This is a genomic window from Aeromonas hydrophila subsp. hydrophila ATCC 7966 (assembly GCF_000014805.1).
Taxonomy (GTDB): domain Bacteria; phylum Pseudomonadota; class Gammaproteobacteria; order Enterobacterales; family Aeromonadaceae; genus Aeromonas; species Aeromonas hydrophila.
Genome location: NC_008570.1, coordinates 1,800,183 through 1,824,415 on the forward strand (window position 1 = coordinate 1,800,183; position 24,233 = coordinate 1,824,415).

The 24,233-nt window shown below is 62.2% G+C and carries 18 protein-coding genes; 8 read left to right on the forward strand and 10 right to left on the reverse strand.

The annotated features are described in order from the left end of the window. Nucleotides 1-116 precede the first annotated feature (116 nt). The 4 genes from glpD to tyrA all read left to right on the forward strand — a co-directional run bounded on the left by glpD (nt 117) and on the right by tyrA (nt 5,436). Nucleotides 117-1,604, forward strand: a complete 1,488-nt coding sequence (gene glpD, locus AHA_RS08315; protein ID WP_011705543.1) for a glycerol-3-phosphate dehydrogenase — start codon at nt 117-119, stop codon at nt 1,602-1,604. Nucleotides 1,605-1,706: 102 nt separating this feature from the next. Then, nucleotides 1,707-2,786 (forward strand): glycerophosphodiester phosphodiesterase, encoded by a 1,080-nt coding sequence (gene glpQ, locus AHA_RS08320; protein WP_011705544.1) that lies wholly within the window; start codon nt 1,707-1,709, stop codon nt 2,784-2,786. 318 nt (nt 2,787-3,104) lie between these two features. Next, nucleotides 3,105-4,178, forward strand: a complete 1,074-nt coding sequence (locus tag AHA_RS08325; protein ID WP_011705545.1) for a 3-deoxy-7-phosphoheptulonate synthase — start codon at nt 3,105-3,107, stop codon at nt 4,176-4,178. A gap of 118 nt (nt 4,179-4,296) precedes the next feature. Beyond that, nucleotides 4,297-5,436 carry a bifunctional chorismate mutase/prephenate dehydrogenase gene (tyrA, locus tag AHA_RS08330; RefSeq protein WP_011705546.1) on the forward strand — a complete coding sequence of 380 codons (1,140 nt, stop codon included), beginning with the start codon at nt 4,297-4,299 and terminating at the stop codon, nt 5,434-5,436. 72 nt (nt 5,437-5,508) lie between these two features. Here tyrA and hdfR read toward each other — a convergent pair whose 3' ends face one another. The 10 genes from hdfR to AHA_RS08380 form a co-directional block, all read right to left on the reverse strand. Further along, on the reverse strand, nt 5,509-6,384 hold the full coding sequence (gene hdfR / locus AHA_RS08335; protein ID WP_011705547.1) for an HTH-type transcriptional regulator HdfR: 876 nt from the start codon (nt 6,382-6,384) through the stop codon (nt 5,509-5,511). Continuing rightward, nucleotides 6,384-6,746: a DUF413 domain-containing protein gene (gene maoP / locus AHA_RS08340; protein WP_016350309.1), complete on the reverse strand. Its 363-nt coding sequence runs from the start codon at nt 6,744-6,746 to the stop codon at nt 6,384-6,386. Before maoP ends, hdfR begins: the two co-directional genes overlap by 1 nt. Nucleotides 6,747-7,048: 302 nt before the next feature. Beyond that, entirely contained in the window at nt 7,049-7,531 is a 483-nt protein-coding gene (gene eco, locus AHA_RS08345; protein WP_005299572.1) for a serine protease inhibitor ecotin, read from the reverse strand. Nucleotides 7,532-7,762: 231 nt separating this feature from the next. After that, nucleotides 7,763-8,320 carry an Lcl C-terminal domain-containing protein gene (locus tag AHA_RS08350; protein WP_011705550.1) on the reverse strand — a complete coding sequence of 186 codons (558 nt, stop codon included), beginning with the start codon at nt 8,318-8,320 and terminating at the stop codon, nt 7,763-7,765. Next, entirely contained in the window at nt 8,317-9,690 is a 1,374-nt protein-coding gene (locus AHA_RS08355; protein ID WP_011705551.1) for an Lcl C-terminal domain-containing protein, read from the reverse strand. Before AHA_RS08355 ends, AHA_RS08350 begins: the two co-directional genes overlap by 4 nt. Before the next feature lie 59 nt (nt 9,691-9,749). Continuing rightward, nucleotides 9,750-12,164 carry a proprotein convertase P-domain-containing protein gene (locus AHA_RS08360; RefSeq protein ID WP_011705552.1) on the reverse strand — a complete coding sequence of 805 codons (2,415 nt, stop codon included), beginning with the start codon at nt 12,162-12,164 and terminating at the stop codon, nt 9,750-9,752. Between the two features lie 32 nt (nt 12,165-12,196). Continuing rightward, nucleotides 12,197-14,275 (reverse strand): prolyl oligopeptidase family serine peptidase, encoded by a 2,079-nt coding sequence (locus AHA_RS08365; RefSeq protein ID WP_011705553.1) that lies wholly within the window; start codon nt 14,273-14,275, stop codon nt 12,197-12,199. After that, nucleotides 14,275-16,437, reverse strand: a complete 2,163-nt coding sequence (locus AHA_RS08370) for a TonB-dependent hemoglobin/transferrin/lactoferrin family receptor (protein WP_011705554.1) — start codon at nt 16,435-16,437, stop codon at nt 14,275-14,277. Before AHA_RS08370 ends, AHA_RS08365 begins: the two co-directional genes overlap by 1 nt. Nucleotides 16,438-16,743: 306 nt before the next feature. Beyond that, nucleotides 16,744-18,594 (reverse strand): DUF3413 domain-containing protein, encoded by a 1,851-nt coding sequence (locus AHA_RS08375; RefSeq protein WP_011705555.1) that lies wholly within the window; start codon nt 18,592-18,594, stop codon nt 16,744-16,746. 43 nt (nt 18,595-18,637) lie between these two features. Beyond that, a complete protein-coding gene (locus AHA_RS08380) occupies nt 18,638-18,865 on the reverse strand; it encodes a YejL family protein (RefSeq protein ID WP_011705556.1) in 228 nt (75 codons plus the stop codon). Between the two features lie 73 nt (nt 18,866-18,938). Between AHA_RS08380 and yejK the strand changes: the two genes are divergently transcribed. The 4 genes from yejK to malG all read left to right on the forward strand — a co-directional run bounded on the left by yejK (nt 18,939) and on the right by malG (nt 24,196). Beyond that, a complete protein-coding gene (gene yejK / locus AHA_RS08385; RefSeq protein WP_016350315.1) occupies nt 18,939-19,988 on the forward strand; it encodes a nucleoid-associated protein YejK in 1,050 nt (349 codons plus the stop codon). Between the two features lie 395 nt (nt 19,989-20,383). Next, nucleotides 20,384-21,565: a maltose/maltodextrin ABC transporter substrate-binding protein MalE gene (gene malE / locus AHA_RS08390; protein ID WP_011705558.1), complete on the forward strand. Its 1,182-nt coding sequence runs from the start codon at nt 20,384-20,386 to the stop codon at nt 21,563-21,565. Between the two features lie 75 nt (nt 21,566-21,640). Beyond that, nucleotides 21,641-23,293, forward strand: a complete 1,653-nt coding sequence (gene malF, locus AHA_RS08395; RefSeq protein ID WP_011705559.1) for a maltose ABC transporter permease MalF — start codon at nt 21,641-21,643, stop codon at nt 23,291-23,293. 12 nt (nt 23,294-23,305) lie between these two features. Further along, nucleotides 23,306-24,196: a maltose ABC transporter permease MalG gene (gene malG, locus AHA_RS08400; protein ID WP_005299600.1), complete on the forward strand. Its 891-nt coding sequence runs from the start codon at nt 23,306-23,308 to the stop codon at nt 24,194-24,196. The last annotated feature ends 37 nt before the right edge of the window (nt 24,197-24,233 follow it).

The following is a 24,233-nucleotide window of genomic DNA, read 5'->3' on the forward strand; positions in this document are numbered from 1 at the left end:
AATCGCGATCACATTTTCTCCATAAAATGTTCGTTTATCATTTTTTCATGCTCTAATATGAGCGAAATCAAACATTGCGACGGTTTCGCAAGGTCAAAATAAGAAAGTAGGTGAACATGAGCGAACATTATGATCTGGTCGTCGTCGGCGGCGGCATCAACGGGGTAGGCATTGCGGCTGATGCAGCGGGGCGGGGTCTGAAGGTTGCCCTGTTCGAGGCGCGCGATCTCGCCTCTGCCACCTCTTCCAACTCCAGCAAGCTGATCCACGGCGGCCTGCGCTACCTCGAACACTACGAATTCCGGCTGGTGAAAGAGGCGCTGGCGGAGCGGGAGGTGCTGCTCGGCATGGCCCCCCACATCGCCCGTCCCATGCGTTTTCGGCTGCCCCATCGCCCGCACCTGCGCCCGGCCTGGATGATCCGTGCCGGCCTGTTCCTCTATGACAACCTGGCCAAGCGCGACAAGCTCAAGGGCAGCTGCGGCGTGCGCTTCCTGCCGCAGGATGGCCTCACCGCCGGCATCAGCAAGGGGTTCGAGTATTCGGACGCCTGGGTCGACGACGCCCGGCTGGTGGTGCTCAACGCCATGATGGCGCGCGACAAGGGCGCCGACGTGCAGACCCGCACCCGCTGCGTCAAGGCTGTGCGCGGCTCCAAACACTGGACCCTGACCCTGGAGCGGGAAGGGGGCGAGCAGTTCAACGTCACCTGCCGCGGTCTGGTCAATGCGGCCGGCCCCTGGGTCAAGACCTTCTATGACGAGAGCCTGCACGAGAAATCCCCGCGCGGCATTCGTCTCATCAAGGGCAGCCACATGATAGTGCCGCGCATCCATGAGCGCGAAGAGGCCTACATCCTGCAAAACGAGGACAACCGCATCGTCTTCGTCATCCCTTATCAGCAGGACTACTCGCTGATCGGCACCACGGACGTGGAGCACAAGGGCAGCCCGCGCGAAGCGAAGATCAGCGACGCCGAGATCAACTACCTGTGCAAGGTGGTCAACGCCCACTTCACCCGTCAGATCGCCCCCAAAGACGTGATCTGGACCTACGCCGGGGTGCGCCCGCTGTGCGACGACGAGTCCGACTCGCCGCAGGCGGTGACCCGCGACTACACCCTCGAACTGTCCGGCGAATCCGACGGTGCGCCGCTGTTGTCAGTGTTTGGCGGCAAGCTCACCACCTATCGCAAGTTGGCCCAGGCTGCCTGCAACAAGCTCAAGCCCTGGTTCAGCCAGATGGGGGATGACTGGACCGCCAACAGCCGGCTGCCCGGTGGCGAGTTCGACTGCTCGGTGCGCGAGCTGGCGCGCGCCTTTGCGCTGGAATTTGACTGGCTCGATGATCGCAGTGCCCTGCGCATTGCCGAGGCCTATGGCGCCCATGCCCGCCTCTGGCTGCACCAGGAGCGTGGCCAGCACTTTGGTGCCGGACTGTACGAATCTGAGGTGCGCTACCTTATCGAGCGGGAGTGGGCCTGCAGCCTGGAAGACATTCTGTGGCGCCGCAGCAAGCTGGGGCTGCGTCTGTCCGAAGCCGAGCAGCAGCAACTGGCTGCCTGGCTCAGCGAACACCACCACGCCCTGCCCGAAGCCTGCTGATCACCCCTGGCGGGCGGCCCTGGCCGCCCGCCGTAAAAATGCAATAAACCTCTGTTATAACAATAACCTACATCCCATAAACAATAACAAAGAGCACCGCGCATGAAAAAACACTCTCTCTCCCTGCTTGCCCTTGGTCTGGGGGCCGCCCTGGCATTGCCCGCACTGGCGGCCGATGAAGGCAAGATAGTGATCGCTCACCGGGGGGCCTCCGGCTACCTGCCCGAGCACACCCTGGAGTCCAAGGCATTGGCCTATGGCATGGGGGCCGACTATCTGGAGCAGGATCTGGTGATGACCAAGGATGACCAGCTGGTGGTGATGCACGATCACTTCCTCGATGGCATCACCGATGTGGCCGAGCGCTTCCCTGGCCGGGCCCGCCCGGATGGTCGCTACTATGTGGTGGACTTCACCCTGGACGAGGTGCGCTCCCTGCGCATGACCGAGCCGTTCCAGTTGGTGGAAGGCAAGCAGGTGCCGGTCTACCCGGCCCGCTTCCCGCTGTGGAAGTCGAGCTTCAAGATCCATACCTTCCAGGAAGAGATCGAGATGATCCAGGGGCTCAACAAGAGCACCGGCAAGAACATCGGTATCTACCCGGAGATAAAGGCCCCCTGGCTGTTCCGCCATGAGGGCAAGGACATCTCCAAGGCGGTGCTCAAGGTGTTGAAGGAGTACGGCTACACCAGCAAGAGCGACAAGGTCTATCTGCAGTGTTTCGATACCAACGAGCTCAAGCGCATCAACAGCGAACTGATGCCCGCCATGGGCATGGACTTGAAGTTGGTGCAGCTGATGGCCGAGACCGACTGGAACGAGACCATGGTCTATGACGCCAAGGGCAAGGCAACCCCCTACAGCTATGACTGGATGTTCAAGCCGGGCGCCATGAAGGAGATCGCCGGCTATGCCGAGGGGATCGGCCCCTGGAAGCCGATGATAGTTCCGGAGCCGGGTACCCTGGGTAAACCGACCTTCACCGGCATGGTGAAAGAGGCCCACGCGGCCGGCCTCAAAGTGCATCCTTATACCTTCCGTCAGGATGAGGGCCAGATCCCGGCCTATGCGAAAGACTTCACCGATCTGCTCAACATCTTCCTCTATCAGGCTGATGTGGACGGGGTATTCAGCGACTTCCCCGACAAGGCGGTCGAGGTGATCAAGGCTCACGGCAAATAATAAAAGAAGAGCAACACGGGAATGCAAGCGGGGCCAGGTGCCCCGCTTTTTTATGCCTGTTGGCAAGAGAAAACAGAAGAGCGTAATCATATGTTTACGTTTTTGGTGTGCGGAGCATGCGCGGATCGCTATTTTCTGGCCGAAAGGGTCACTTTTGTGGTCATTTATCCATCTACCAGCGAATAAATCCACTGGTTTCACTTGATTGTTTGTTTTTAATTGGTAAGGTGAGGGCGGTTGCGTAACAAAGTGCTGACTTGTGTAAATAAAAATGAACGGTCAGCGCAATTGGCTTAAAACAGTAGAGAGAATGAGAACATGCAAAGAGATCCCCTGAACAACATCCATATCCAGTCCGAACAAGTGATGATCACGCCTGCCCAGCTCAAGGAGAAACTGCCCATCTCCGATCGCGCGCTGGCATTCGTGCAAGGGGCCCGCAATACCATCGCCGACATCATCCACCGTCGCGATCACCGCTTGCTGGTGATCTGTGGTCCCTGCTCGATCCACGACATGGACGCCGCCAAAGAGTACGCAACCAGACTCAAAGCGCTGCATGACGCCTATCAGGACTCTCTCTACATTGTCATGCGGGTCTACTTTGAGAAGCCGCGCACCACGGTCGGCTGGAAGGGCTTTATCAACGATCCGAACCTGGATGGCACCTTCGACGTGGAGCTGGGTCTGCACCGCGCCCGCGAGCTGCTCTGCTGGCTGGCCGAGCTGGAGCTGCCGCTGGCGACCGAGGCGCTAGACCCCATCAGTCCGCAATACCTGGCGGAGCTCTTCTCCTGGTCGGCCATCGGTGCCCGCACCACCGAATCCCAGACCCACAGGGAGATGGCCTCCGGCCTCTCCATGCCGGTTGGCTTCAAGAACGGCACCGACGGCAACCTGGGCACCGCCATCAATGCGCTGCAGGCCGCCTCCAGCCCCCACGCCTTCATGGGGATCAACCAGCAGGGCCAGGTCGCGTTGCTGCAGACCCAGGGCAACCCGGATGGTCACGTGATCCTGCGCGGCGGCAAGCACCCGAACTACGACTCGGTCAATGTGTCGCTGGCGGAAGAGGCGCTGGAGAAGGCGGGCCTGCTGCCCGGTTTGGTGGTGGATTGCAGTCATGGCAACTCCAGCAAGGATCACCGGCTGCAGCCCAAGGTGGCTGACAACGTGATCCACCAGATCCAGGAGGGCAACCGCTCCATCATCGGGGTGATGCTCGAATCCAACCTGTTCGAAGGCAATCAGTCGAGCGAGCAGCCCAAGTGCGAGATGCGCTACGGCGTCTCCATCACCGATGCCTGCATCGACTGGGAGACCACGGACGCGCTGCTGGCCCGCTGCCACAGCCAGCTGGCGGCACCACTTTTGGCCAGAACCAAGGCATAAGCCGTGGTATCTTGTCAGCACTGATTGAACAAGCGAGGTGTCATCGGCCGAGGCGGTGGCACCTCGTTGCCTCTTGAATCACAGGGCGTCGCTGCGGGCGGCGCCGCAGGGACCGGATATGGCTGAAGAGTTGAATGCCCTCAGGGACAAAATCGATGCGGTGGACAAGCAGCTGATTGATCTGCTGGCCGCCCGTCTCGCCCTGGTGGGGGAAGTGGGGGAAGTGAAGAGCCGGCACGGCCTGCCCATCTATGCACCGGATCGGGAAGCGAGCATGCTGGCTCGCCGCCGCGCCGAGGCCGAAGTCCTGGGGGTGCCGGGGGACCTTATCGAGGATGTGCTGCGTCGGGTGATGCGCGAATCCTATATTCTAGAGTCCGCCAGCGACAAGGAGCACCACTTCAAGTGCATGAAGCCTGAGCTCGGCAAGGTGGTCATCATCGGTGGCGAGGGGCAGCTTGGCCGCCTGTTCGGCAACCTGTTCAGCCTCTCGGGCTACCGGGTCGAGACCCTGGGTCAGGCCGACTGGCCGCGGGCCGACGAGATCCTGCACGGCGCCGGACTGGTGATGGTGGCGGTGCCCATCGACGTCACCTGCGAGGTGATCGATCGGCTCGGCAACCTGCCGGCGGACTGCCTGCTGGTGGACGTGACCAGCGTCAAGAGTGAACCGCTTGCCCATATGCTGGCGGTACACCAGGGGCCGGTGCTGGGGCTGCACCCCATGTTCGGGCCGGATGTGGCGAGCCTCGCCAAGCAGGTGATCGTCTGCTGTCAGGGGCGCGAGCCTGCCGCCAGCCAGTGGCTGCTGGAGCAGATGACCATCTGGGGCGCCCGCCTGCAGCAGGTGGAGGCCAAGGCTCACGACGAGGCGATGACCTTTATCCAGGCGCTGCGCCACTTCGCCACCTTTGCCTACGGCTGGCACCTCTCCCGCGAGCAGGCCAACATCGATCGCCTGCTGGCGTTGAGCTCCCCCATCTATCGGCTGGAGCTGGCCATGGTGGGACGGCTGTTCGCCCAGGATCCCCACCTCTACGCCGACATCATACTGTCGTCGCCGCAGAATCTGGCGATGATCCGCCGCTACTACCAGAACTTCGGCGAGGCGCTGGGCCTGCTGGAGCGGGGGGACCGGGAGGGTTTCATCGAGGCCTTCAGCCAGGTCTCCGGCTTCTTCGGCGAGCGGGCGGACGAGTTCCTGCGTGAAAGCCGCACCCTGTTGGCCCAGGCCAACGATCGTCGTCATCACGGCTGAGAATAACCAAAAGCAAAAGGGGCCTGTCGGCCCCTTTTGCTTTTGTACTCCCGCTTGTGCGCTGTACCGCCTCTATTCTGGCTGCGGCAAGCGCAGATCGGCGCCATCCCAGCCCAGAGGCAGGGTCAGCAACTGATCGATCAGCTCCCGGCGATCGGATTTTTCCAGATAGGCGAGGTAGAGCGGACGGCTCAAGGCCTGAGCGCCTTCCACCAGGTGCAGGCGACCCTGCTCGAGGAAGGGGCTCACCATGCGCCGCGGCAGGTAGGCGGCGCCACCGTTGGCCAGCACGAACTGCAGCGCCATGTTGGCGGAGCTCGAGTGCAGCACCGGGGTCTTTTGCAGGCTCTGCAGCCGGCTGGGCTGGGCCTCAAAGCTGGTGCCCCAATCCAGATGAATGTGCGGCATCTGTATCAGGCTGTCGGCGTTGGCGGCGGCATCCCGGCTCACCAGCTCGAACACCAGCTCGCCGATGGGGTGCAGGGCAATCTCGTCGATCTTGGTCGGCTCTGAGAGCAGGGCGAGATCGAGGGAGCGCTCCAGCAGCTGGCGGCATAGGTGCTCGCGGGAGGCGGTCTCGAGTCGCACCGCCAGACCGGGGGCCAGGGCATAGACATGGTTGAGCCAGTCATTGAAGTCGAGCTCCCAGAACACCGCGGGGGCACCGATGGCGAGCTGCTGGCTGAAACCGGGGGAGAGGGCCACATCCTGCTTGGCGCGGCCCAGGGTATGCAAGATGGCGTCTGCGTAGGGCAGCAGACGCTCACCGGAGGCGGTCAGGCGGATGTTGTTGCGATGACGGGCAAACAGACTGACCCCGAGTTGCTGTTCGAGCTGGCGGATCCGAAAGCTCACCGCCGACTGGGTCAGGTAGAGATTTTCAGCTGCCCGGCCGAAGTGCCGGGTCTTGCTGACCTCGATAAACGTCCGAAGCAGTTCGGTATCCATTAATCGATGGACTCGTCGCTGCCACCACCACTGCCACCTTCAAAGCCGCCACCACCGGTCTCCTCGTTGGCACCGCCAGCGACGGTGCACAGCCGGTGTACGCGCTTGGGACCGATCACCTTCAGATACTTGAACCACACCTTGGCGTGGGGGTTGCTGCCGGCGGCGCCGGATTTGACCTGTTCGATAAAGGCGCTTTCTACGTCATCGCGCGGAGCCAGGTTGCCCTGATAGAGCGCGAGCATGGCGGTACCGTATTTTTCCAGACTGTCCGCTTCGGCCACAGTGAATTCGCCACTGCGACGCAGGCCACGGGGAAAATGTTTGAAGTCGTTGAAACGCTTGTCTGATTCGAAGCTCATAGTGCTCTTTTTCTGGTTAGTTTGACCTTTGCGGGCAAGTATCATCAGGCCGTCGCAGAGTGCAAAATCAATTTTTTCACTATATGGATAAATATCTTTAATCGAAAGCGGTTTAGCCATGATCCAGTGGGTCTGAGCCGGGGGGAAGGTCAAAAAAGTGAGAAAAAAAGCGGAGTTATGTCAGGTTCTGTAAAGGTTCGAAGCTCTGGTCAGACGACATTTGGCTAAAAATAAAGCGCCATTCGGCGCTCTATTTTGTTGTGTTCATGAACCAAAGCGGGAGGTTTGGTCTCGATGGAGACTCACTCTATCATGGCTGGCTGAGCCAGGGTGTCGGCACGCCACAGACGGTAGCGCACTTCATACTCCTGCGGTACGTAGAGCACGAACGGCAGCTTGGAGTTGTAGTTCACGAAGAAGCCCTGACCGTAGATCTGGACGAAGGTCTCTTTCTTCTGGCCATCCGGGCAGGCCATCAGGGTGCTGATGGGATCGGACACCTTGCCGAGCATCAGGTAGTTGTAGCCCCAGCCTTTGACGCTGTGCTGTTCCAGGTTGCCGGCAAAACGCGGCACATTGCAATCGACCATCATTTTCTTGCCGACCTGCAGCTCGACCATCATGTCGGCTTCGTTCTCGACTTCCGGCAGGCGGATCACCACACGTTCCTGGTTCACTTCGGCGGCCGGGAACATGCTGATATCAAATTTTTTCGGTTCGGCGGCGAAGGCATGGCCGCCCAGCAACAAGGCGCCCAGCAGGCTAAAACGCAATACGGTTTTCATCTGTACCTCATGGGGTTGGTTCAACGCCGCTAGACTAACCGCTCTGCCCGTTTCATGCCAGCGATCTGCTACGTAAAAACTGCGTAAAATGACGCAGATCCGGCACACAATGACGTGTTCTGGCTATTTTCTGACAGGACGAAAGAGAGGCGAAGCGACAGTCCGGGTGCCAAATGCGGGTGGCCAGTCGGGATCCTGTGCTCATCGGGATCCCCTGGCCACCCGGCTTCATCAGCGCACCAGCAACACCTGCTTGGCCCAAGCGCCGGGCGCCCGCATGCCGACGGCGCCGCTGGTGATATCTAGATAGGCGACCCCCTTGCTGGCCGGTACCGGGGTCGAGGACCAGAGATAGACGTAGCCGTCGTTCACCTCTTTTCCTTCACCGGCCATGGCGCGGGGGAAGATGGTTTCGTTGAGCGCCGGCTTGTAGCAGGCGGACTCCAGCACGCTGGCCAGCTCCTTGATGGTGGGCAGGCGCCAGCCGCCGTAGCCACCGAAGTTGTAGAGGGCATGGCTTGGCTCGGTGCGGATCCGCTCGGCGGTCAGCAGGGCCTGCTGCCAGTAAAGCCGGGTCGGTTCGCCGCTGCAGCTCTGGTTGCGCCAGGTCTGGCCGAGCTGGCAGCGCATCCAGGTCAGGCCGGTGGAGCGATCCGTGACGGTGCCGTTGCCGCGGTCGATGAAGCGGGCGGTGGGGCTGGTTCTGGGCATGTTGTCATCACAGATGGCGGTGGCCAGGGCGAGGGGGCTGCCCAGGGTCAGCAGCAGGGTCAACATCAAGCGGTTCATCGGGTTACCTCCGCCACCAGTCGCAGTTGCAGACCGTTGGCATCATCGCTGTTTTGAACTGTGGTGGCGTAGTCGGTGCCGGCATCATCGCCAAGGAAGATGTGGGCGATGGCGCTGATGGGGGCGCTCTCCAGCCGGCGCGAAGGGGTCAGGGTCTGGCTCCAGTAGTAGCCGCTGAAATCCTTGCTGGTGGTGCCGACATCGGGGAAGTAGCGCACGTCCATGCTCACCGGCTGGCCGTCCTGGCGGGCGAGGGAGCCGTAGTGCTGCAGGCTCATCAGCTCGCGCGAGTGGGGCATGCGCCAGCTGGTGATGCCGCACAGCTGTTGGGCGTTGAGCCACTGGCGGTACTGCTCCGTGGTGCAGATGGCCTCACCATCCGGGCAGGCGTAGTCACGTTCCTCCTGGGTGGGGTGATAGTCGCCAAGCTCCCAGGCGAAGGTGCGGTGCAGATCGCGCGGGCTGGCGGGATCATCGAGCTTCTTCTCCCAGACCAGGCCGGTATTGAGATCTTCCACACACTCCCAGACGGGGGCGTCATCCGGCAGGGGCTGGCCCTTGTCATCCAGCTTGCGATAGCGCAGCGGCGCCTTGTTGAGGCTGGCCTCCTGCCCAGGGTGATCGGCGGGCTCCTGGGTGAGCAGGTAATCGACCCCGTCCGTGTAGGTGGTGACGCCGCTGCCGGTGATCAGCGGATGGGAGTGCTGTTGCAGCAGCCGGGCGCGGACGTCTGCCTGCTGGCTGGCCAGCTCGCCGTGCAGGGCAAAGTGGCTGACCAGCTCGGGCAACAGGCTGCCGATGGCCGGCCACACCAGCATATGCAGGGTGGCGGTCGAGAAGCCCTCCTGCGCCTGTAGATCGGTCTCGACGACCGCCTGCAGCAACTGACCCAGCGCCAGGTTGAAGTCGCTCAGCCGGGAGAGGGCGGCCAGATCCTGGCCCGGTTGCAGCGGCGCCAGCGCACTCAGCAGCTGGTCGAGGGCTTGCCTCGGAGGCTGCCCCTCGGCGATGCGGTATTGCAGCAGGGTGCTGAGCGGGCTGGGGGTCAGGTGCTGGCCGTCGAGCCGGGCGGCGGGGTGCAGCAGCACGGGGGCGGCCGGGTTGCTTGGCAAGAACAGCAAGGTACTGGTCAACAGCGCCGGGGCGCTGCCGCTCAACCGGTGAGTACCGGCCGCGCCGCTGACACTGGGCTCGCCCGCATCACAAGATGTATTCTGGTTGAGGTTGACGCACAGGGTGCCGGCTTCGGGCAGGGTCACGGTCAGGCTGTAGTCGGGGACCGCCAGCGGCGCCTCGTCCGAGCCGCCACCGCCACAGGCGGTGAGCAGGGGGGCCAGCAGGCAGGCCAGGCGGGAGTAATGTGGTGTCATCTCTTGTCCTTGGGCAAGGGGGCCTTGGCCCCCTCTTCTTATATATGGATGGGGTGGATTCAGGTGCGCTGGCGCAGGCGGCGCCAGAGTGCCAGCGGCAGCAACCAGAGCAGGTTGGCTGCCCCGCCGCCGCTGCCGTCGTCCACCTGGAAGTGGATGATGCCGTCATCGGGCGGAGCGACCGGCTTGCTGCACTGGGCGCCGGTGCGCTGGCTGATGCTCCAGCCGTTGATGCGGCCCCGATTGCCGGGCTTGCTGTCCACTATCTCCAGGGTCCAGCGGCCGGCCAGCGGCTCCCCTTCCAGCGCGCTGAAGGGCTGCAGGGGCAGCAGCTCGGTGGGGAACACCCCCTTGAGGCGCGGCAATGGGCTATAGCCCTTGTTCCAGATCTGGATGCGGGTGCCGGAGGGGGAGTTGAGCCAGATCTCCAGCTCATCGAGCGCCGGGTGTTGCAGATCCAGGTTCAGCTGCAGCCGATCGCTCACCCTGGCCTCGCTGCTCTCTATCTGCAGGCTGGTTTCACTGAGACCACGCACTTCGTCGCTTATGGCATCGCTCAAGGTCAGCGGCTGGCCGCTGGCACGGCTGACGATGGGGGCGCCGATGGGCAGGGTCAGCGACTGCTGCCACTGGCGCTCGGTCGGACTGGTGCCGCTCATGGCGAGATTCACCGGCAGCGCCACCTCGTCGCCACAGGCGAGCGGGCTCTGGGCCAGCAGGCGCAGGGTGGTGGTCATGCTGGCACCCGCCGCGAGGGTCGCCGGTTGCCAGCTGTAAGGATCGGCCTGCAACCCGGTTGGCAGGGTGAGAGCCAGCTCATTGAGGGTGACCGGCGCCTTGCCCTGGTTGGTGAGGGTCAGCTGCACCGACTGGCGCTGCCCCAGCTCGATGACGCTGCCATCACTGAGGCCGACATTGACCGGTGCCTGCAACAGGCCGTGCTGGCGAAACGCCTGCTCCAGCAGCCTGGCATAGGGGTGCGCCGGGTAGAGCCGGGCGGCGGTATCCACCGTGATGCGGGCCAGTTGCGGCATGCGGATGGCCGGGCCGAGACCGAAGTGGGACTCGATGATCAGGCGATCAAACTCGTCCCGCGCCCCTTCGCCCTGCTCGGCGACCGCGGCCAGCAGCGCCTGGAACAGCGGGGTGCCCCACAACTGATCGCCATTGCTGCCGTTGATGGTGCGGTGGGCCGGGTAGTTGTAATCCGGGTGGTAGCGGGCGCGCAGATCGTCCAGCTGACGCGGGGTGCGGTCGGTGAAGCGAGCATCCCAGTTGAACACCATGGCGGGCTCGAACTGGCGACCGGCTTCGCTGCGCTGGCGGTGGCTGGCGGCCAGGTAGTCGCTGAAGCCTTCGCCGATGGCGCCCCAGTCCGCCTCGTCCCCCAGATCCGGCACTATGTGGTGCTGCACCGCGTGACCGAACTCGTGCCAGATCACCATGGGATCCTCGGCATCGGGCACGCCGCTGCGACCCAGCTCCAGCCGGCGCTCGAACGGATCGTAGAGGGAGTTGTCCTGATAGCCGGCTTCGGTGTCGATGTCGAGCGCCCCCGGAATAAGATCGGCAAAGCCGAGGCGCTTGAGGTGGCGCTGGGCCAGATCCAGGTGGTAGTAGGCGTTGATGTCGGCAAAGCCGCGATCATCGCGGGTGAGGCGAAACGCCTGCGGGTTGTCTGCGCTGAAGGGGGCCGTGTTCGGCTCCATGGCATCCACCACCCGGGCGTGGGGGCCGCTCAGCAGATAGCGTCCACCCGCCAGGGTGACCGGCAGCGGCACCTTGTCCTGATAGGCGGCATCCGCCAGTTGCAGGGCTTCGTGCCAGACCAGGCTGGCGTCGCGCAGCTGGGTACGGGGATCCGGATCAAATACCCGAGCCTCCAGCTGGGTGTCGCCGGCGTCGGCGACGCGGCTGGCCTGGGTGGTGGCGGCATCCATCCAGCGACCGAGCTCGCGGCTGCCGTCACAGCTGGCGAAGAGCTGCACATAGCTGGCCTTGGCGTTGCCCGCCTGATGCTCGCGTACCCGCTGGCGCAGGGCCGGCACCAGGGTGTCGCCGTCGCGCCAGTACCAGGCTTCGACCGGACCAAGGGTGTCGATGTCGTTGCCGCCATCGCGCAGCTGCTCCAGCAGGGGATCCAGAGTGCCAGCGGCGTCGCAGCCGGGTTCGCTGCTCTGCAGCGGCCGGCTGTTGTGATAGATGCGCCAGGGCTTGCCTGTTTGATCGACGCTGACGGCGGCCTGGATGGTGGCCACCGGCAGGCCGTTGACCAGCTGGCGGAAGCTGTAGTGATGGCCGAGCAGACTGGCCCGCTCGTAGTCGGGGGCCAGGCTCACACCCAGGCGCTGTTCGAGCCACTGCTTGGGTGTGGTGGTCAGCGGTTGTTCATCGACAAACTGCAGCTCGGCCGCCAGCAGCGGCTGGGAGAGCAGGGTTGCCGCCAGCCAGAGGGCCAGGGAAGAGGGTTTCATGGTTTACTCCAACATAAAAATGAGAAAAGGGATCACCGGCGGGCGCCCGCCAGGGTGAGCAGGAAGGCGTACTCGCGGGCCGCCTGCTGGCGCGCGTTGCCCGGGCTGGTGCGGTGGCCGCCGTCGAGGGCCGTGCTGAGCAGATAGGGGCCCGCCCCCGTGCTGTGTTCCCGCAGGCGGGCCACCCACTTGAGCGGCTCCCAGTAGGGCACCTGACTGTCGTGCAGCCCGGCCGTCACATAGACGGGGGGATAGGGGGCCGCATGCAGGTTGTCGTAAGGGCTCAGGCGGCGCATGGCGGCGTAATCGGCGGCAATGGCCGGGTTGCCCCACTCGGCGTACTCCTGGCGGGTGAGCGGCAGTTCTGGATCGCTCATGGTGCCGATGAGATCGACGAAAGGCACCTGCAGCACGGCCCCGGCGAAGCGGGTCGGCGCCTGGTTGAGGGCCGCCGCCACCAGCAGGCCGCCGGCGCTGCCGCCCATGGCGAACAGCCGGGCGGGGTCGATGGCGGGATCCCGGGCCAGCGCTTCGGCCACGGCCAGGAAGTCGTCCACGCTGTGCTGCTTGTGGCGGCCGCGCCCCGCCAGATACCAGTCGTCCCCCAGCATGCCGCCGCCGCGCACGTGAGCGATGGCGTAGACGAAGCCGCGATCCAGCAGGCTCAGCACCTGCGGCTGGTAGTAGGGGCGCATGGGGGTGCTATAGGCGCCGTAGCCGTACAGCAGCAGCGCCTTGGGCTTGATGATGTCGGTGCGCCACACCAGGGAGACCGGCACCTTGACGCCATCCTTGCCCACCACCCAGCGGCGCTCGCTCTGGTAGGGGGAGGGGAGGGCGGCCCGTGAATCCGGCAGCCAGCGGCCGCTGGCGAGATCGAGCAGGCGCTGGTGCGGCGGCTCGGCCATGCCCTGGCGGCGGATCAGGATCTGCCCGCTGGCGGGGTCGTGGGCGCCCTGGATCCAGGCCGTGCCGGCCCCCTCGGTCAGCAGCAGACGATGGCTGAGCCGGCCGCGGCCATCCAGCACGTCGAGCCAGTCATCCCCATGATGGCGATACTGCAGCACCGTGTAGTCGGCAAACAGGCGCCACTTCTCGAGACTCCTCTGCTCGCCAGACCAGAGCGGCTGCCACTCTCCCTTGGCCACCTGGCTCAGGTCGGCCACCTGATATAGGCCGAGGGCACCGTCCCGGTTGCTCTTGAGCAGCACCCGTTCCCCCTGGGTATCCAGGTAGTATTCAAGGCCAGCCTGACGGGCCTTGAGCAGAGCCGGTGTGCCCGTGTCCAGCAGGTACTGCTCGGCACTGTCGTGGTTGTTGCTCTGCAGCAGCAGGTGGCGCCGATCCGTGGTGCGATAGAGGCTCAGCAGCCAGGCAGGGTCCGCCTCCTGATGGATTTGCTGCTCCTTGCCATCGCGCCAGGCCCACAGCTGCCAGGGGCGCAGGGTGCGAGGTTCGTTGGCGATGGTGTAGAGGGTCTTGCCGTCCAGGCTCCAGAGCAGATCGCTGGCCCTGTGGGTCAGGATGGCCAGGGGCTTGCCGTCGACCAGATCGAGCAGGGTGATGCGGTAATCCCGATCGCCCTGCAGATCTTCGGCCAGGGCCAGCCAGCGCCCGTTCGGGTGCAGGGCCCAGCTGGCGAGCTCGTAGTAGCCGCTGGCCGGCTGGCGGGCCGCCAGCCGTTGGCGGGGCTCAGCCTGCTCGCCGTCTCGTTGCCACAGGCGGCCGTCGGCTTCCATCCGCCACTGGCTGCCCGCCTCGATCAGCCACTCTTGCGGCATGGGTTCACCACGCGCTTGCGCCTGCCACTCGGCCTGCAGCGCCTGCTCCAGCGGCCGCTGCGCGGCGAGCTGCCGCTCGGTCCAGCGGTTCTGCTCGCCCAGCAGGGCTAGCAGGGCGGGATCCTGGCGGCTGTCGTCGCGCCAGCCGCCATAGGGATCGAGCCGGGCCCGCTCCCCCGGCATCGGCAGTGGGCGGTGAGGAATAAGCGGGGCCACGAGCGGCGCCGAGGTGGCGACGGCCTGGCTCTGGGTGTCGGCAGGTGCAAGGGCGACAGGCTGGACCGGCGCCGGATTGGCCAGCAGGCTGGCCAGCATCAGGAGTGCGTGCATCAGAGCCCCACGAAGGTGTAGCGCAGGCTGGCGCTCAGGGAGCGGCCCGTCTGGGTGTAGAGGCCTGCATCCGTGCCCGCTTCCAGCCCGGCGACATCCTGATAGCGGGTGTAGCGGGTGTCGAGCAGGTTGTCGAGCTTGAGGTTGGCCTTGAGGGCGTCGGTGATCTGCCAGTCGGCGGTCAGGGCGAAGCTGAGCCAGCCGGCGGTTTTCAGGCACTCGCCCTGCTGCTGGGTCAGGCTGTTGCCGCAGCTGGGCACCCGGCTCATGGCGGCGGCGTAGTCGGCCTGCAGCCCCAGGCTCCAGTCGTTGGCCTGATAGCTGAGGCGGGTGTTGCCCTCGAGCGGCGTGAGGTTGCGCGGCGATTCGCCCTGGCTGGTCTTGCCGTCGACCCAGCCCAGCTTGGTGGCCAGCTCCCACTGCTGGGTCAGCCAGTAGCTGGCGGCGATCTCGGCGCCCCAGGTTTCAGACTTGGCGACGTTGCGGTATTGACGCAGCATGACCCCGTCGCTCAGGCGAAAGCCCACCTGGCGCCAGTCGACGAAGTTGTAGTAGCGGTTGTAAAAGAGGGCCGGCTTGATGCTCCACTCATCCCCTTCGCCGCTCACCCCCCACTCGAAGCTGTGGCTGGTCTCCTCCTTGAGGTTCGGGTTGGCGATGATCTCGAACGGTGGCAGGGCAAAGTAGTGGGGAATGTTGCCGTACACCTTGTCGTAGGAGGGGGCGCTAAAGCCGTTGGCGTAGCTCAGCCAGCTGCGCCACTGCTCGTTGAAGCGGTAGCTGGTGGCCAGGCTCGGCGAGATATGCCAGCTGTGGTTGCTCTCGCCCCGGCCATCCTGCGGGCTCAGCCACTGCTGATCCATGCGCAGGGTCGGGGTGAACTGCCACTGGCCCAGGGTCGCCACGTCCCCCAGCCAGATGCCGGCCCGATCGGTACGGGCGCTGCTGAAGGGGGCGGACTGGGTGGGCTGGGGAATGCCGGCTTCCAGCATCAGCTTCTCCACCGGTCGCTCGTGCCGGGTGCGCGCCAGCTCGATGCCGTAGCTCAGCTTGTGTTCGATGGGGCCGGTGACCAGATCGCGGCGGATATCCAGCTCGCTGCCGATCAGCTGTTCGGTGAAGGTGGCCAGCTCCCGCTCGCTGCGATAGCGGGGGTAGCCGCTCAGCTCGTCATTTTGCAGCAGGCTGCGCTTGTTGGCGGTGTTCTTGGCGTAGTTGCCGTGCAGGTTCCAGGTAAATCGGTCGGCCAGCGGGTGGCCGAGATCCTGCGCCTCCCAGCTCAGCTTGCCGCCCTGGGAGCGTTGGGTGCCGTTCTCGCGATACTGGCGCACCTGCCACTTGCCGTCGGGCTGGGGAATTTCACGCGGCCCCTGATCCCGCTTGGCGTTGTCTTCGAAGTAGTCGAGCTCGAGGCGCAGCAGATGCTGTTCATTGAGGGTCAGGCTGGAGCTGGTGGAGGCGCTGAGGCCATCGAGATCCGCCGGGATGCGGCTCTGGTCGTAGTTGGCGGTCTCGTGTCCCTGCCAGCCGGAGAGACGCAGCAGGTGGGCGCTCTCGCCCCAGCGGGCGGCGCCGGTGGCGCTCAGTTTCTGCTTGTCGCTGCTGCCATCGTGCAGCACCTTGCTGCTGAGGTAGGCATCCTGCCCCTGCAGGTAATCTTCCGGCTGCTTGGTGGTGATGACCACGGTGCCGCCGATGGCGTCCGAGCCGTGCAGGGCGGAGCCGGCTCCCTTGGCCACCTCGATCTGCTTGACGTCATCGAGATCGAAGCTGAAACGGCCCACCTTGTCGTTGAGGTCGTCGGCGCCGAAGCCGTCGCTGACCCGGACCCCGTCCTTGATGATCAGCACCCGGTTGCCACCGATGCCGCGGATGCTGATGTTTTGCGGCCGGCCCGCCGAGCCGGTCACCGAGACGCCGGGTTCGTTCTTGAACACGTCGGTGAGCTCGGTGGCTATCTGGCGCTCCAGATCCTCTTCGGTGATGACGGTGATGGAGCCCGAGATATCGGACAGTTTCTGTTCGACCCGCTGACCCTTGACCACTATGGTCTCGCGCGCCTTGGGCGGGGTGGTGCCGGAGGTGTCTATGCCAGCGGGATCGCCGGCGGCCAGTGCTGTACCGGACAGCAGCATGGGCCAGTAGTGAAGCAGTGTTTTCATATTGAGAATAATTATTATTTAAGCCTGAAGGCCGCGGATTATTGCAGAGAGGTCCAGTCAGATCAACGATTGATAATCATTATCATTTTGTTTTTATGATCCTGATCAGACTGCATTTTTTGATTAATGCATCAGTAGCAATGCGGGACAACGTTTGCGCCTGCAGGGCACTGGGCGGGCAGACAGGGAATGAAACGGGGGAGGGTGGCAAGGTGTTGGCTGAGGGCTTGGCAGCTCATGCCAAGGTGATGGCTGCAATAAAAAACCCGCTGCAGGAGCGGGTTTTCAAGGGGCATGAGGCGGCTATCAGGGGGCGCGATAGAAGCGGTTCAGCTCGTTCATCACCTGGATCATGACGCCCATGTCGGGGGTGCCGTGCTTGATGGGACGGTAGCTGTTTCGCTCCAGCAGCTCGAAGTCACCCTGCTTGTTGAAGTGGGTGATGGTGTTGCCCTGATAGATGGCAAAGTCGCGTTGATCCCCCGCCAGCAGCCAGTTGCGCGGGCTGGTGTCGAACAAGTTGCGGCCGATGCTGTAGTCCCGTGGCGCATTGCGCACTCCCAGCATGCTCTGCATCAGGGTCGGCACCAGATCCAGATGGCTGCTCACCGGGCTCGTCGACAGGGTATCGTTGCCCGGCCAGGCCAGCACGAACGGCACCTGCACCTGATAGGGCGAGTAGTTGGTGCCATAGCCCCAGCTGTTGTTCTGGGTCTCGTTGAACTCCTGACCGTGGTTGGCGGTGACCACGACGATGGTCTGCTCGCCAAGCCCCTGCTGTTGCAGCTGGGCCAGCATCTGTTCCAGCAACTGGTCTGTATAGAAAACCGCATTCTTGTAGCGGTTCTCCAGCTTCACCAGGTTCTCGGCCTGATAGGCGGTGGCCGGGTTGAACTTGGTGAGCTCCGGCTGGAAGGGCCCCTTCACGTTGGCCGGCAGCTGATAGTCACCCGGGCTCGACAGATAGACCAGCGAGAACCAGGGGCGGTCCGGCGAGCGCTTGGCGAGCCACTGCTGCCAGTCGCCGATGAGCTGGGTGTCGTCGGTCTGCTCGGAGACGAACACCTGTTTGCGCAGGCCGGAGAGGATGCTCTGACGGTACTTCTGGGCATCTTCCAGCGCGCCAAACAGGCCGAACTGGTAGTCCTGGCGCAGCATCTCGTCGAACAGTACCGGCGGTGTCTTGTCGTTGCGAATGTCGTCGTAGTAGTGACCCGGCAGGCCGTAGAACAGGCTGAACATCCCCATCACATCGTCGTTGCCACCGCTCATGTGGTTGGCAAAGTTGAGGTGCTGATCCGCATAGCGCTGCAGATTGGGCATGTTGATGTTGTTGAGCATGTCGGCCCGCAGGGAGTCGACCACCACGATCAACAGGTTCTTGTGAGTCAGCGGGGCGTTGACGCTGAGCGGGCGCAGCGGGTAGCGCAAGCGGCTCGCATTGTCACCATCCTGTGATTCGGCCTTCTTCTCGTACTGATCCAGATCCAGCCAGCCGTGCTTGGCGAGGAAGCTCTTGGCGGTCATCGGGTAGGAGAGCGGGAAGTTGGCGCGCTGCATGGTGATGGGCTGATATAGGGTGGCATCGGCCCAGCTGTTGACCACGTGGGTCAGGATGAAGCAGACCAGCAGGGCCAGCCCCACCTGATTGCCGTACTGACGGCGCTTGCGCTTGTTGATCTTGCGCCACACATAGGCCGACAGCAGCAGTTGCACCAGGAAGATGGTGGGCACCGCCACGAAGATGATGCTCCAGATCGAGCCCTCCTCGGTCTGGGCCTGATCCAGCAGCAACTGCCACACCTGGCCGTTGAGGTGGAACTTGAACAGCTGGAACACCTGGGTGTCGATGAGCAGCAGCACCAGCGCCAGGGTGGCGATGATGGCCGAGATGAAGCGCAGCGGCTTCTCTTTGGGCAGCACGAAACTCAGGGGGAAGATCGTCAACAGATAGGTGACAAAGCTCAGAAACGAGAAGTGACCGATCCAGCTGATGATGAGATAGGTCACGCCGAGCGTGGTCGACGGCCAGCTGATCGCCCCCAGGTAGCGGGTGGCAATCAGCATGGCCAGAATGATGTTGAAGAAGGAGAACCAATGCCCCCAGGTGATCAGGCGAGAAACATTATCACGATAGGGGTTGCCGGTTTCGACCATAGTGATCCATCTGCTTGAAAAACATCAAAGAATGCGAAGAGACTCAGTGAGCATCGTGGCGATGATCCACCGAGGCGGTGAGCGCCTGGATGTATTTTTCGGTGATCGCCTGACGCTGGGCCGGGGCCATGCCATTGATGATATTGGTGGTCAGGTTGCCGAGCACCATCAGACTCAGATCCACCGGCGCCTTGTGCTTCTCCAGGGCGGTGATCAGGTCGTTCATCAGGGCGTCAAACTGCTCGTTATTGTACTTTGATACGATGGGCATAATCTTGGGTTCATCTCGGTTCAAAGCGCCTTATAATACTTCACCCTTTCGGCTAACACTATGGCTTTGTGACATGAGTCTCGATATCGACAAGATCATTCTTCACTCCCTGCGCCAGGGCGGCGATGGTCAACCTCACGCCGACACCCGCAGCCAGCTTCTGCCTGCCGATGAGGCGGTACAGGGGCTGATGGCGGAGCTGCATCGCATTTACAACGGCAAGGGTGGCAAGGGCTTCGGCTTCTTTGCCGACCCCGAGGCCGCCGTCGCCGAGCTGGCGGAGGGGGAGAGTGCCCCCAAACAGCCTTCTCCGCTCTTTCGCATCGCCCTCGAACGGCTGCTCGGCGAACAGACCGACTTCGTCCCCTTCTCGGTCGAGATGACCCAGCTGCTGGTCAAGCAGCTGGTGGAGCACGCCCTCGACGAGCAGGGGGTGCTGCTGTTTGCCAAATACAACTATGTGGGGGTGGATTATCTGATGATCGCCCTGCTGGAGGGCAAGGAGAGCGTCACCGTCAGCGAGGCGCTGGAGCTGCGTCACATCCAGTATCTGGATATCGGCAAATTGAACCTGGTGGCCCGCATCGATCTGACCGAATGGAAAACCCAGCCGGATTCGCGCCGTTATATCACCTTCAGCAAGGGTCGGGTCGGTCGCAAGCTGGGTGACTTTTTCATGGATCTGCTGGGTGCCCGCGAGGGGATGGATGCCAAGATCCAGAATAAGGGGCTGCTGCAGGCGGTGGACGATTATTGCGACAGCCGCCAGCTCGAGCCGGCCGAGCGCAATGACTACAAGAAACAGGTCTTCAAATATTGCACCGAGCAGGCTAGCGCCGGTGAAGAGATCGAGATCAAGGAGCTGTCGGCGGAATTGCCGGGCGATGGCGATCTCGATTTTTACAGCTTCATCGGTCAGGAGTACGAGCTGGAAGATCGCTTCCCGGCCGACCGTTCGACCCTGCGCGGCTTGACCAAGTTCGTCGGCTCCGGTGGCGGGCTGACTTTGAGCTTCGAGCAGAAGCTGCTCAACAGCCGGGTGTTCTACGATCCCCAGACCGATACCCTGACCATCAAGGGGGTGCCGCCCAACCTCAAGGATCAGCTGCTGCGCCAGTCGTAATGTGATCTGCTTTCCAGTTTTGGCAAAAAGACACCGCACTTCGCTGCGGTGTCTTTTTATTTAACGGGGTAGGCAGCAGCGAAACCAACTCGGTGCTTTGTTAACAAATTAAACAGAATAATCCCCGTGAAAGGGTTTTCAGTGAGGTGAAAACCCTTTCATTCATGTTTTTTTATTTCTCTTTGGTAATTTAATTTCTTAATTTGGCGATAAATATGCCAATAAATGGCGATAACCCCCTGAAATAAGAAAATGTTTTCAGAACTTTCTGGAAGAAAATACGTAATTGCGTTTCAAAAATGCGAGTTGCGTCATGTGAGGCGGTAACGGCTTGGGATAATATTCATCTCGCACACAATGCTCTTACAGCGCGGAACTAATACAAGGAAAGGCTCATGAAAAAGAAATTGCTGTCATCCCTGATCGGTCTGGCTACTCTGGGCGTGGCTTGCTCTGCCACTGCCGCCATTGACGAAGGTCAACTGACCATCTGGATTAACGGTGACAAGGGATACAATGGTCTGGCCGAAGTAGGTAAGAAGTTTGAAGCCGAAACCGGCATCAAGGTGACGGTTGCGCACCCTGATCAGGTGGAAGTGAAATTCCAGCAAGCCGCTGCCACCGGCAACGGTCCGGACATCTTCTTCTGGGCTCACGACCGTTACGGTGAGTGGGTCAAGGCCGGTCTGCTGGTCCCCGTGACCCCGAATGCAGCCACCAAAGCCAAGTTTGAACAGTTCGCCTGGGATGCCATGACCGTCGATGGCAAGACCTACGGCTACCCGGTTGCCGTGGAAGCGGTCAGCCTGATTTACAACAAGGATCTGCTGCCGGAGCCGCCGAAGACCTTCGAAGAGATCGCCAAGATTGACGAGACTCTGAAGAAGAACGGCAAGCGCGCCATCATGTGGGCCTATGACACCCCCTATTTCAGCTACCCGCTGGTGGCTGCCAACGGTGGTTATGCCTTCAAGAAAACCGCTACCGGTTATGACGTGAAAGATACCGGCGTGGCCAACGCGGGTGCCAAGGCCGGTGTCGGCTACATCTCCGAGATGATCAAGTCCGGTCACCTGGAAAAAGGCATCGACTACGGTGTGATGGACGCCAAGTTCAACAAGGGCGAAGTGGCCATGATGATCAACGGTCCCTGGGCCTGGAGCAACCTGGACAAGAGCGGCATCAAGTACGGCGTAGCGCCGCTGCCGACCCTGAAGGGTAAACCGGCCAAGGCCTTCGTCGGCGTGCTGGGTGCCACCATCAACGCCGCCAGCCCGAACAAGGATCTGGCCATCGAGTTCCTGGAAAACTACCTGCTGACCGACGCCGGTCTGGCACCGGTCAACGCCGACAAGCCGCTGGGCGCCGTGGCGCTGAAGTCCTTCCAGAAGACCCTGGAATCCGATCCGCACATCAAGGCAACCATGCAAAACGCCCAGAATGGCGAGCCGATGCCGTCCGTGCCTGAGATGAGCCGTTTCTGGTCCTCCTTCGAAACTGCCCTCAAGAACGTAACCTCCGGCCGTCAGAGCGTTGACGAAGCCCTGGATACCGCTGCCAAGCGTATCGTTCAGTAAGCACGCACTACCCGGGAGGCCGCAACGGCCTCCCACTCTCTCAAATCTCTCTTGGCGTTATAAAGGTTAATTGGCATGGAAGTAGTACCTTCTATTGAATCCTATGCCGGTCCGAAGGATAAGCACACCTGGCTTAAGTGGACCATTGCTGCTCTGGTAGCCATCCTCAACGGTTATGCAGCCGTGATGATGTACGCCAGCGGTGAGTGGGTATTCGCTCTGCTGGATCTGGTGGTGGTCTCCGTCGGTCTGTATGTCTTCATGAACAAGAAGACCTATGCCCACCGCTATATCTTCCCCGGTGTGGCCGGCATGGTTGTTTTTATCATCTTCCCTCTTGCCTACACGATCGGCATCGCCTTCACCAACTATTCGGGATCCAACCTGCTCTCCATCGAGCAGGCGCGAGATTACCATCTGAAAAAAACCTACAAGGTGGCGGGCGGTGAATTCGATTTCACCCTCTTGGGTGGTGAGAACAATCAGTTTCAGCTGCTGCTGAAACAGGACGACCAATCCTTTATCAGTCAACCCGTTACCCTGATGAGCAACAAGGCCCGTGAACTGGCTGTCCGTGAGGGCAGAGTCCATGAACCGGTGCAGGTTGTTCAGCTGCAACACCTGGAAGGGGAGGCCGTGGACAAGGTGGCACCCATCCGGGCCATCGTCGACCATCGCACTCACCTGAGCGCACTCGATCTGGTGCTGCCGGATGGCGGAACCCACCTGACCCTGAGCAGCCTGCGCAAGTTCGCCGCCCAGAAGCAGCAGTACACCCGTCTGCTGGACGGTGCCGTGCTCAAGTCCGGGGTGGTGATCAAAGACAGCAACCTGCTGCGTGACAACCAGAGCGGCGAGCTGATGCTGCCCAACGGCGACACCGGCTTCTATCAATACATCGACGAGCAGGGCCAGTTTGTCGGCAAGAGCGTGGCGCCAGGTTTCGTGGTGAGCGTGGGCTGGAAGAACTTCGCCCGCATCGTCACCGATCCGGGTATCCAGGCACCGTTCCTGCAGATCTTCATCTGGACCGTGATCTTCTCCGCCTGTTCGGTGGGCTTCACCCTGGCCATCGGCATGGTGCTGGCCTGTCTGGTGCAGTGGGAGTCCCTCAAGGGGCGCGGTTTCTACCGGGTCATGCTGATCCTGCCCTATGCCATCCCGGCGTTCATCTCCATCCTGGTGTTCAAGGGCTTGTTCAACCAGAACTTCGGTGAGATCAACCTGTTCCTGGAAGCGGCGTTCGGCATCAAGCCGGACTGGTATACCAACCCCTTCCTAGCCAAGGTGATGATCCTCATCGTCAATACCTGGCTTGGCTACCCCTACATGATGATCCTCTGCATGGGCCTGCTCAAGGCCATTCCGGAAGATCTCTATGAAGCGTCCGCCATGGACGGTGCCGGTCCGGTGCAGAACTTCTTCAAGATCACCGTGCCGCTCTTGATGAAGCCGCTGACGCCGCTGTTGATTGCCTCGTTCGCGTTCAACTTCAACAACTTCGTGCTCATCCAGTTGTTGACCAACGGCGCGCCGGACATCATAGGCGCCAGCACCCCGGCCGGTACCACCGACTTGCTGGTGAGCTACACCTACCGGATCGCGTTCCAGGGCTCGGGTGGTCAGGACTACGGTCTGGCCAGTGCCATCGCCACCGCCATCTTCCTCATCGTGGGTGCGCTGGCCTTGCTCAACCTGAAATTGTCCAAAGCCGACAAGCAACTGTAAGGAGGCTTCAACATGGCAATCGTACAACCCAAATCAGTCAAATACCGGGTGTGGGCAACCCACCTGGTGATGTGGGGCTTCCTGGCACTGATCATCTTCCCGCTGATCATGGTCATCGCCATCTCGTTTAGAAACGGCAACTTCGCGGTAGGGGAGATCATCCCCTCCAACCCGACCCTGGATCACTGGAAGCTGGCGCTGGGCATGTCCATCACCAACGCCGACGGCAGCATCACGCCGCCGCCGTTCCCGGTGCTGACCTGGTTGTGGAACTCCATCAAGATCGCGGGCATCACCGCCCTGATGATCGTGGTGCTCTCCACCACCTGTGCCTATGCCTTCGCCCGCCTGCGTTTTCGTGGCAAGTCCACCATCCTGCAGGGCATGCTGATTTTCCAGATGTTCCCGGCGGTGCTGGCACTGGTGGCCATCTATGCGCTCTTCAACAAGATTGGTGACTACATCCCCTGGCTGGGTCTCAACACCCACGGCGGCCTGATCCTGGCCTACATGGGCGGCATCGCCCTGCACGTCTGGACCATCAAGGGCTACTTCGAGACCATCGACTCCTCCCTGGAGGAAGCTGCGGCCATCGACGGGGCCACCCCGTGGCAGGCATTCCGCCTGATCCTGTTGCCCCTGTCGGTGCCCATCCTGGCGGTGGTGTTCATCCTGGCCTTCATCGGTTCCATTACCGAGGTGCCCATGGCCTCCATCCTGCTGCAGGATGTGAACAATCTGACCCTGGCGGTCGGGGCTCAGCAGTACCTCTATCCGCAGAACTACCTGTGGGGCGACTTTGCCGCGGCGGCCGTGCTGTCGGGCTTCCCCATCACGGTTGTCTTCCTGCTGGCACAGCGCTGGTTGGTGGGTGGTCTCACTGCCGGCGGCGTGAAAGGTTAAGGTTCATGGCCGGGGGAGCTGATTCCCCCCGCCATCA

Excerpts from the sequence above, each read along its gene's own strand:
- glpD (WP_011705543.1), top strand. The coding sequence starts at position 117 with ATGAGCGAACATTATGATCTGGTCGTCGTCGGCGGCGGCATCAACGGG.
- glpQ (WP_011705544.1), top strand. The coding sequence starts at position 1,707 with ATGAAAAAACACTCTCTCTCCCTGCTTGCCCTTGGTCTGGGGGCCGCC.
- AHA_RS08325 (WP_011705545.1), top strand. The coding sequence starts at position 3,105 with ATGCAAAGAGATCCCCTGAACAACATCCATATCCAGTCCGAACAAGTG.
- tyrA (WP_011705546.1), top strand. The coding sequence starts at position 4,297 with ATGGCTGAAGAGTTGAATGCCCTCAGGGACAAAATCGATGCGGTGGAC.
- hdfR (WP_011705547.1), bottom strand. The coding sequence starts at position 6,384 with ATGGATACCGAACTGCTTCGGACGTTTATCGAGGTCAGCAAGACCCGG.
- maoP (WP_016350309.1), bottom strand. The coding sequence starts at position 6,746 with ATGAGCTTCGAATCAGACAAGCGTTTCAACGACTTCAAACATTTTCCC.
- eco (WP_005299572.1), bottom strand. The coding sequence starts at position 7,531 with ATGAAAACCGTATTGCGTTTTAGCCTGCTGGGCGCCTTGTTGCTGGGC.
- AHA_RS08350 (WP_011705550.1), bottom strand. The coding sequence starts at position 8,320 with ATGAACCGCTTGATGTTGACCCTGCTGCTGACCCTGGGCAGCCCCCTC.
- AHA_RS08355 (WP_011705551.1), bottom strand. The coding sequence starts at position 9,690 with ATGACACCACATTACTCCCGCCTGGCCTGCCTGCTGGCCCCCCTGCTC.
- AHA_RS08360 (WP_011705552.1), bottom strand. The coding sequence starts at position 12,164 with ATGAAACCCTCTTCCCTGGCCCTCTGGCTGGCGGCAACCCTGCTCTCC.
- AHA_RS08365 (WP_011705553.1), bottom strand. The coding sequence starts at position 14,275 with ATGCACGCACTCCTGATGCTGGCCAGCCTGCTGGCCAATCCGGCGCCG.
- AHA_RS08370 (WP_011705554.1), bottom strand. The coding sequence starts at position 16,437 with ATGAAAACACTGCTTCACTACTGGCCCATGCTGCTGTCCGGTACAGCA.
- AHA_RS08375 (WP_011705555.1), bottom strand. The coding sequence starts at position 18,594 with ATGGTCGAAACCGGCAACCCCTATCGTGATAATGTTTCTCGCCTGATC.
- AHA_RS08380 (WP_011705556.1), bottom strand. The coding sequence starts at position 18,865 with ATGCCCATCGTATCAAAGTACAATAACGAGCAGTTTGACGCCCTGATG.
- yejK (WP_016350315.1), top strand. The coding sequence starts at position 18,939 with ATGAGTCTCGATATCGACAAGATCATTCTTCACTCCCTGCGCCAGGGC.
- malE (WP_011705558.1), top strand. The coding sequence starts at position 20,384 with ATGAAAAAGAAATTGCTGTCATCCCTGATCGGTCTGGCTACTCTGGGC.
- malF (WP_011705559.1), top strand. The coding sequence starts at position 21,641 with ATGGAAGTAGTACCTTCTATTGAATCCTATGCCGGTCCGAAGGATAAG.
- malG (WP_005299600.1), top strand. The coding sequence starts at position 23,306 with ATGGCAATCGTACAACCCAAATCAGTCAAATACCGGGTGTGGGCAACC.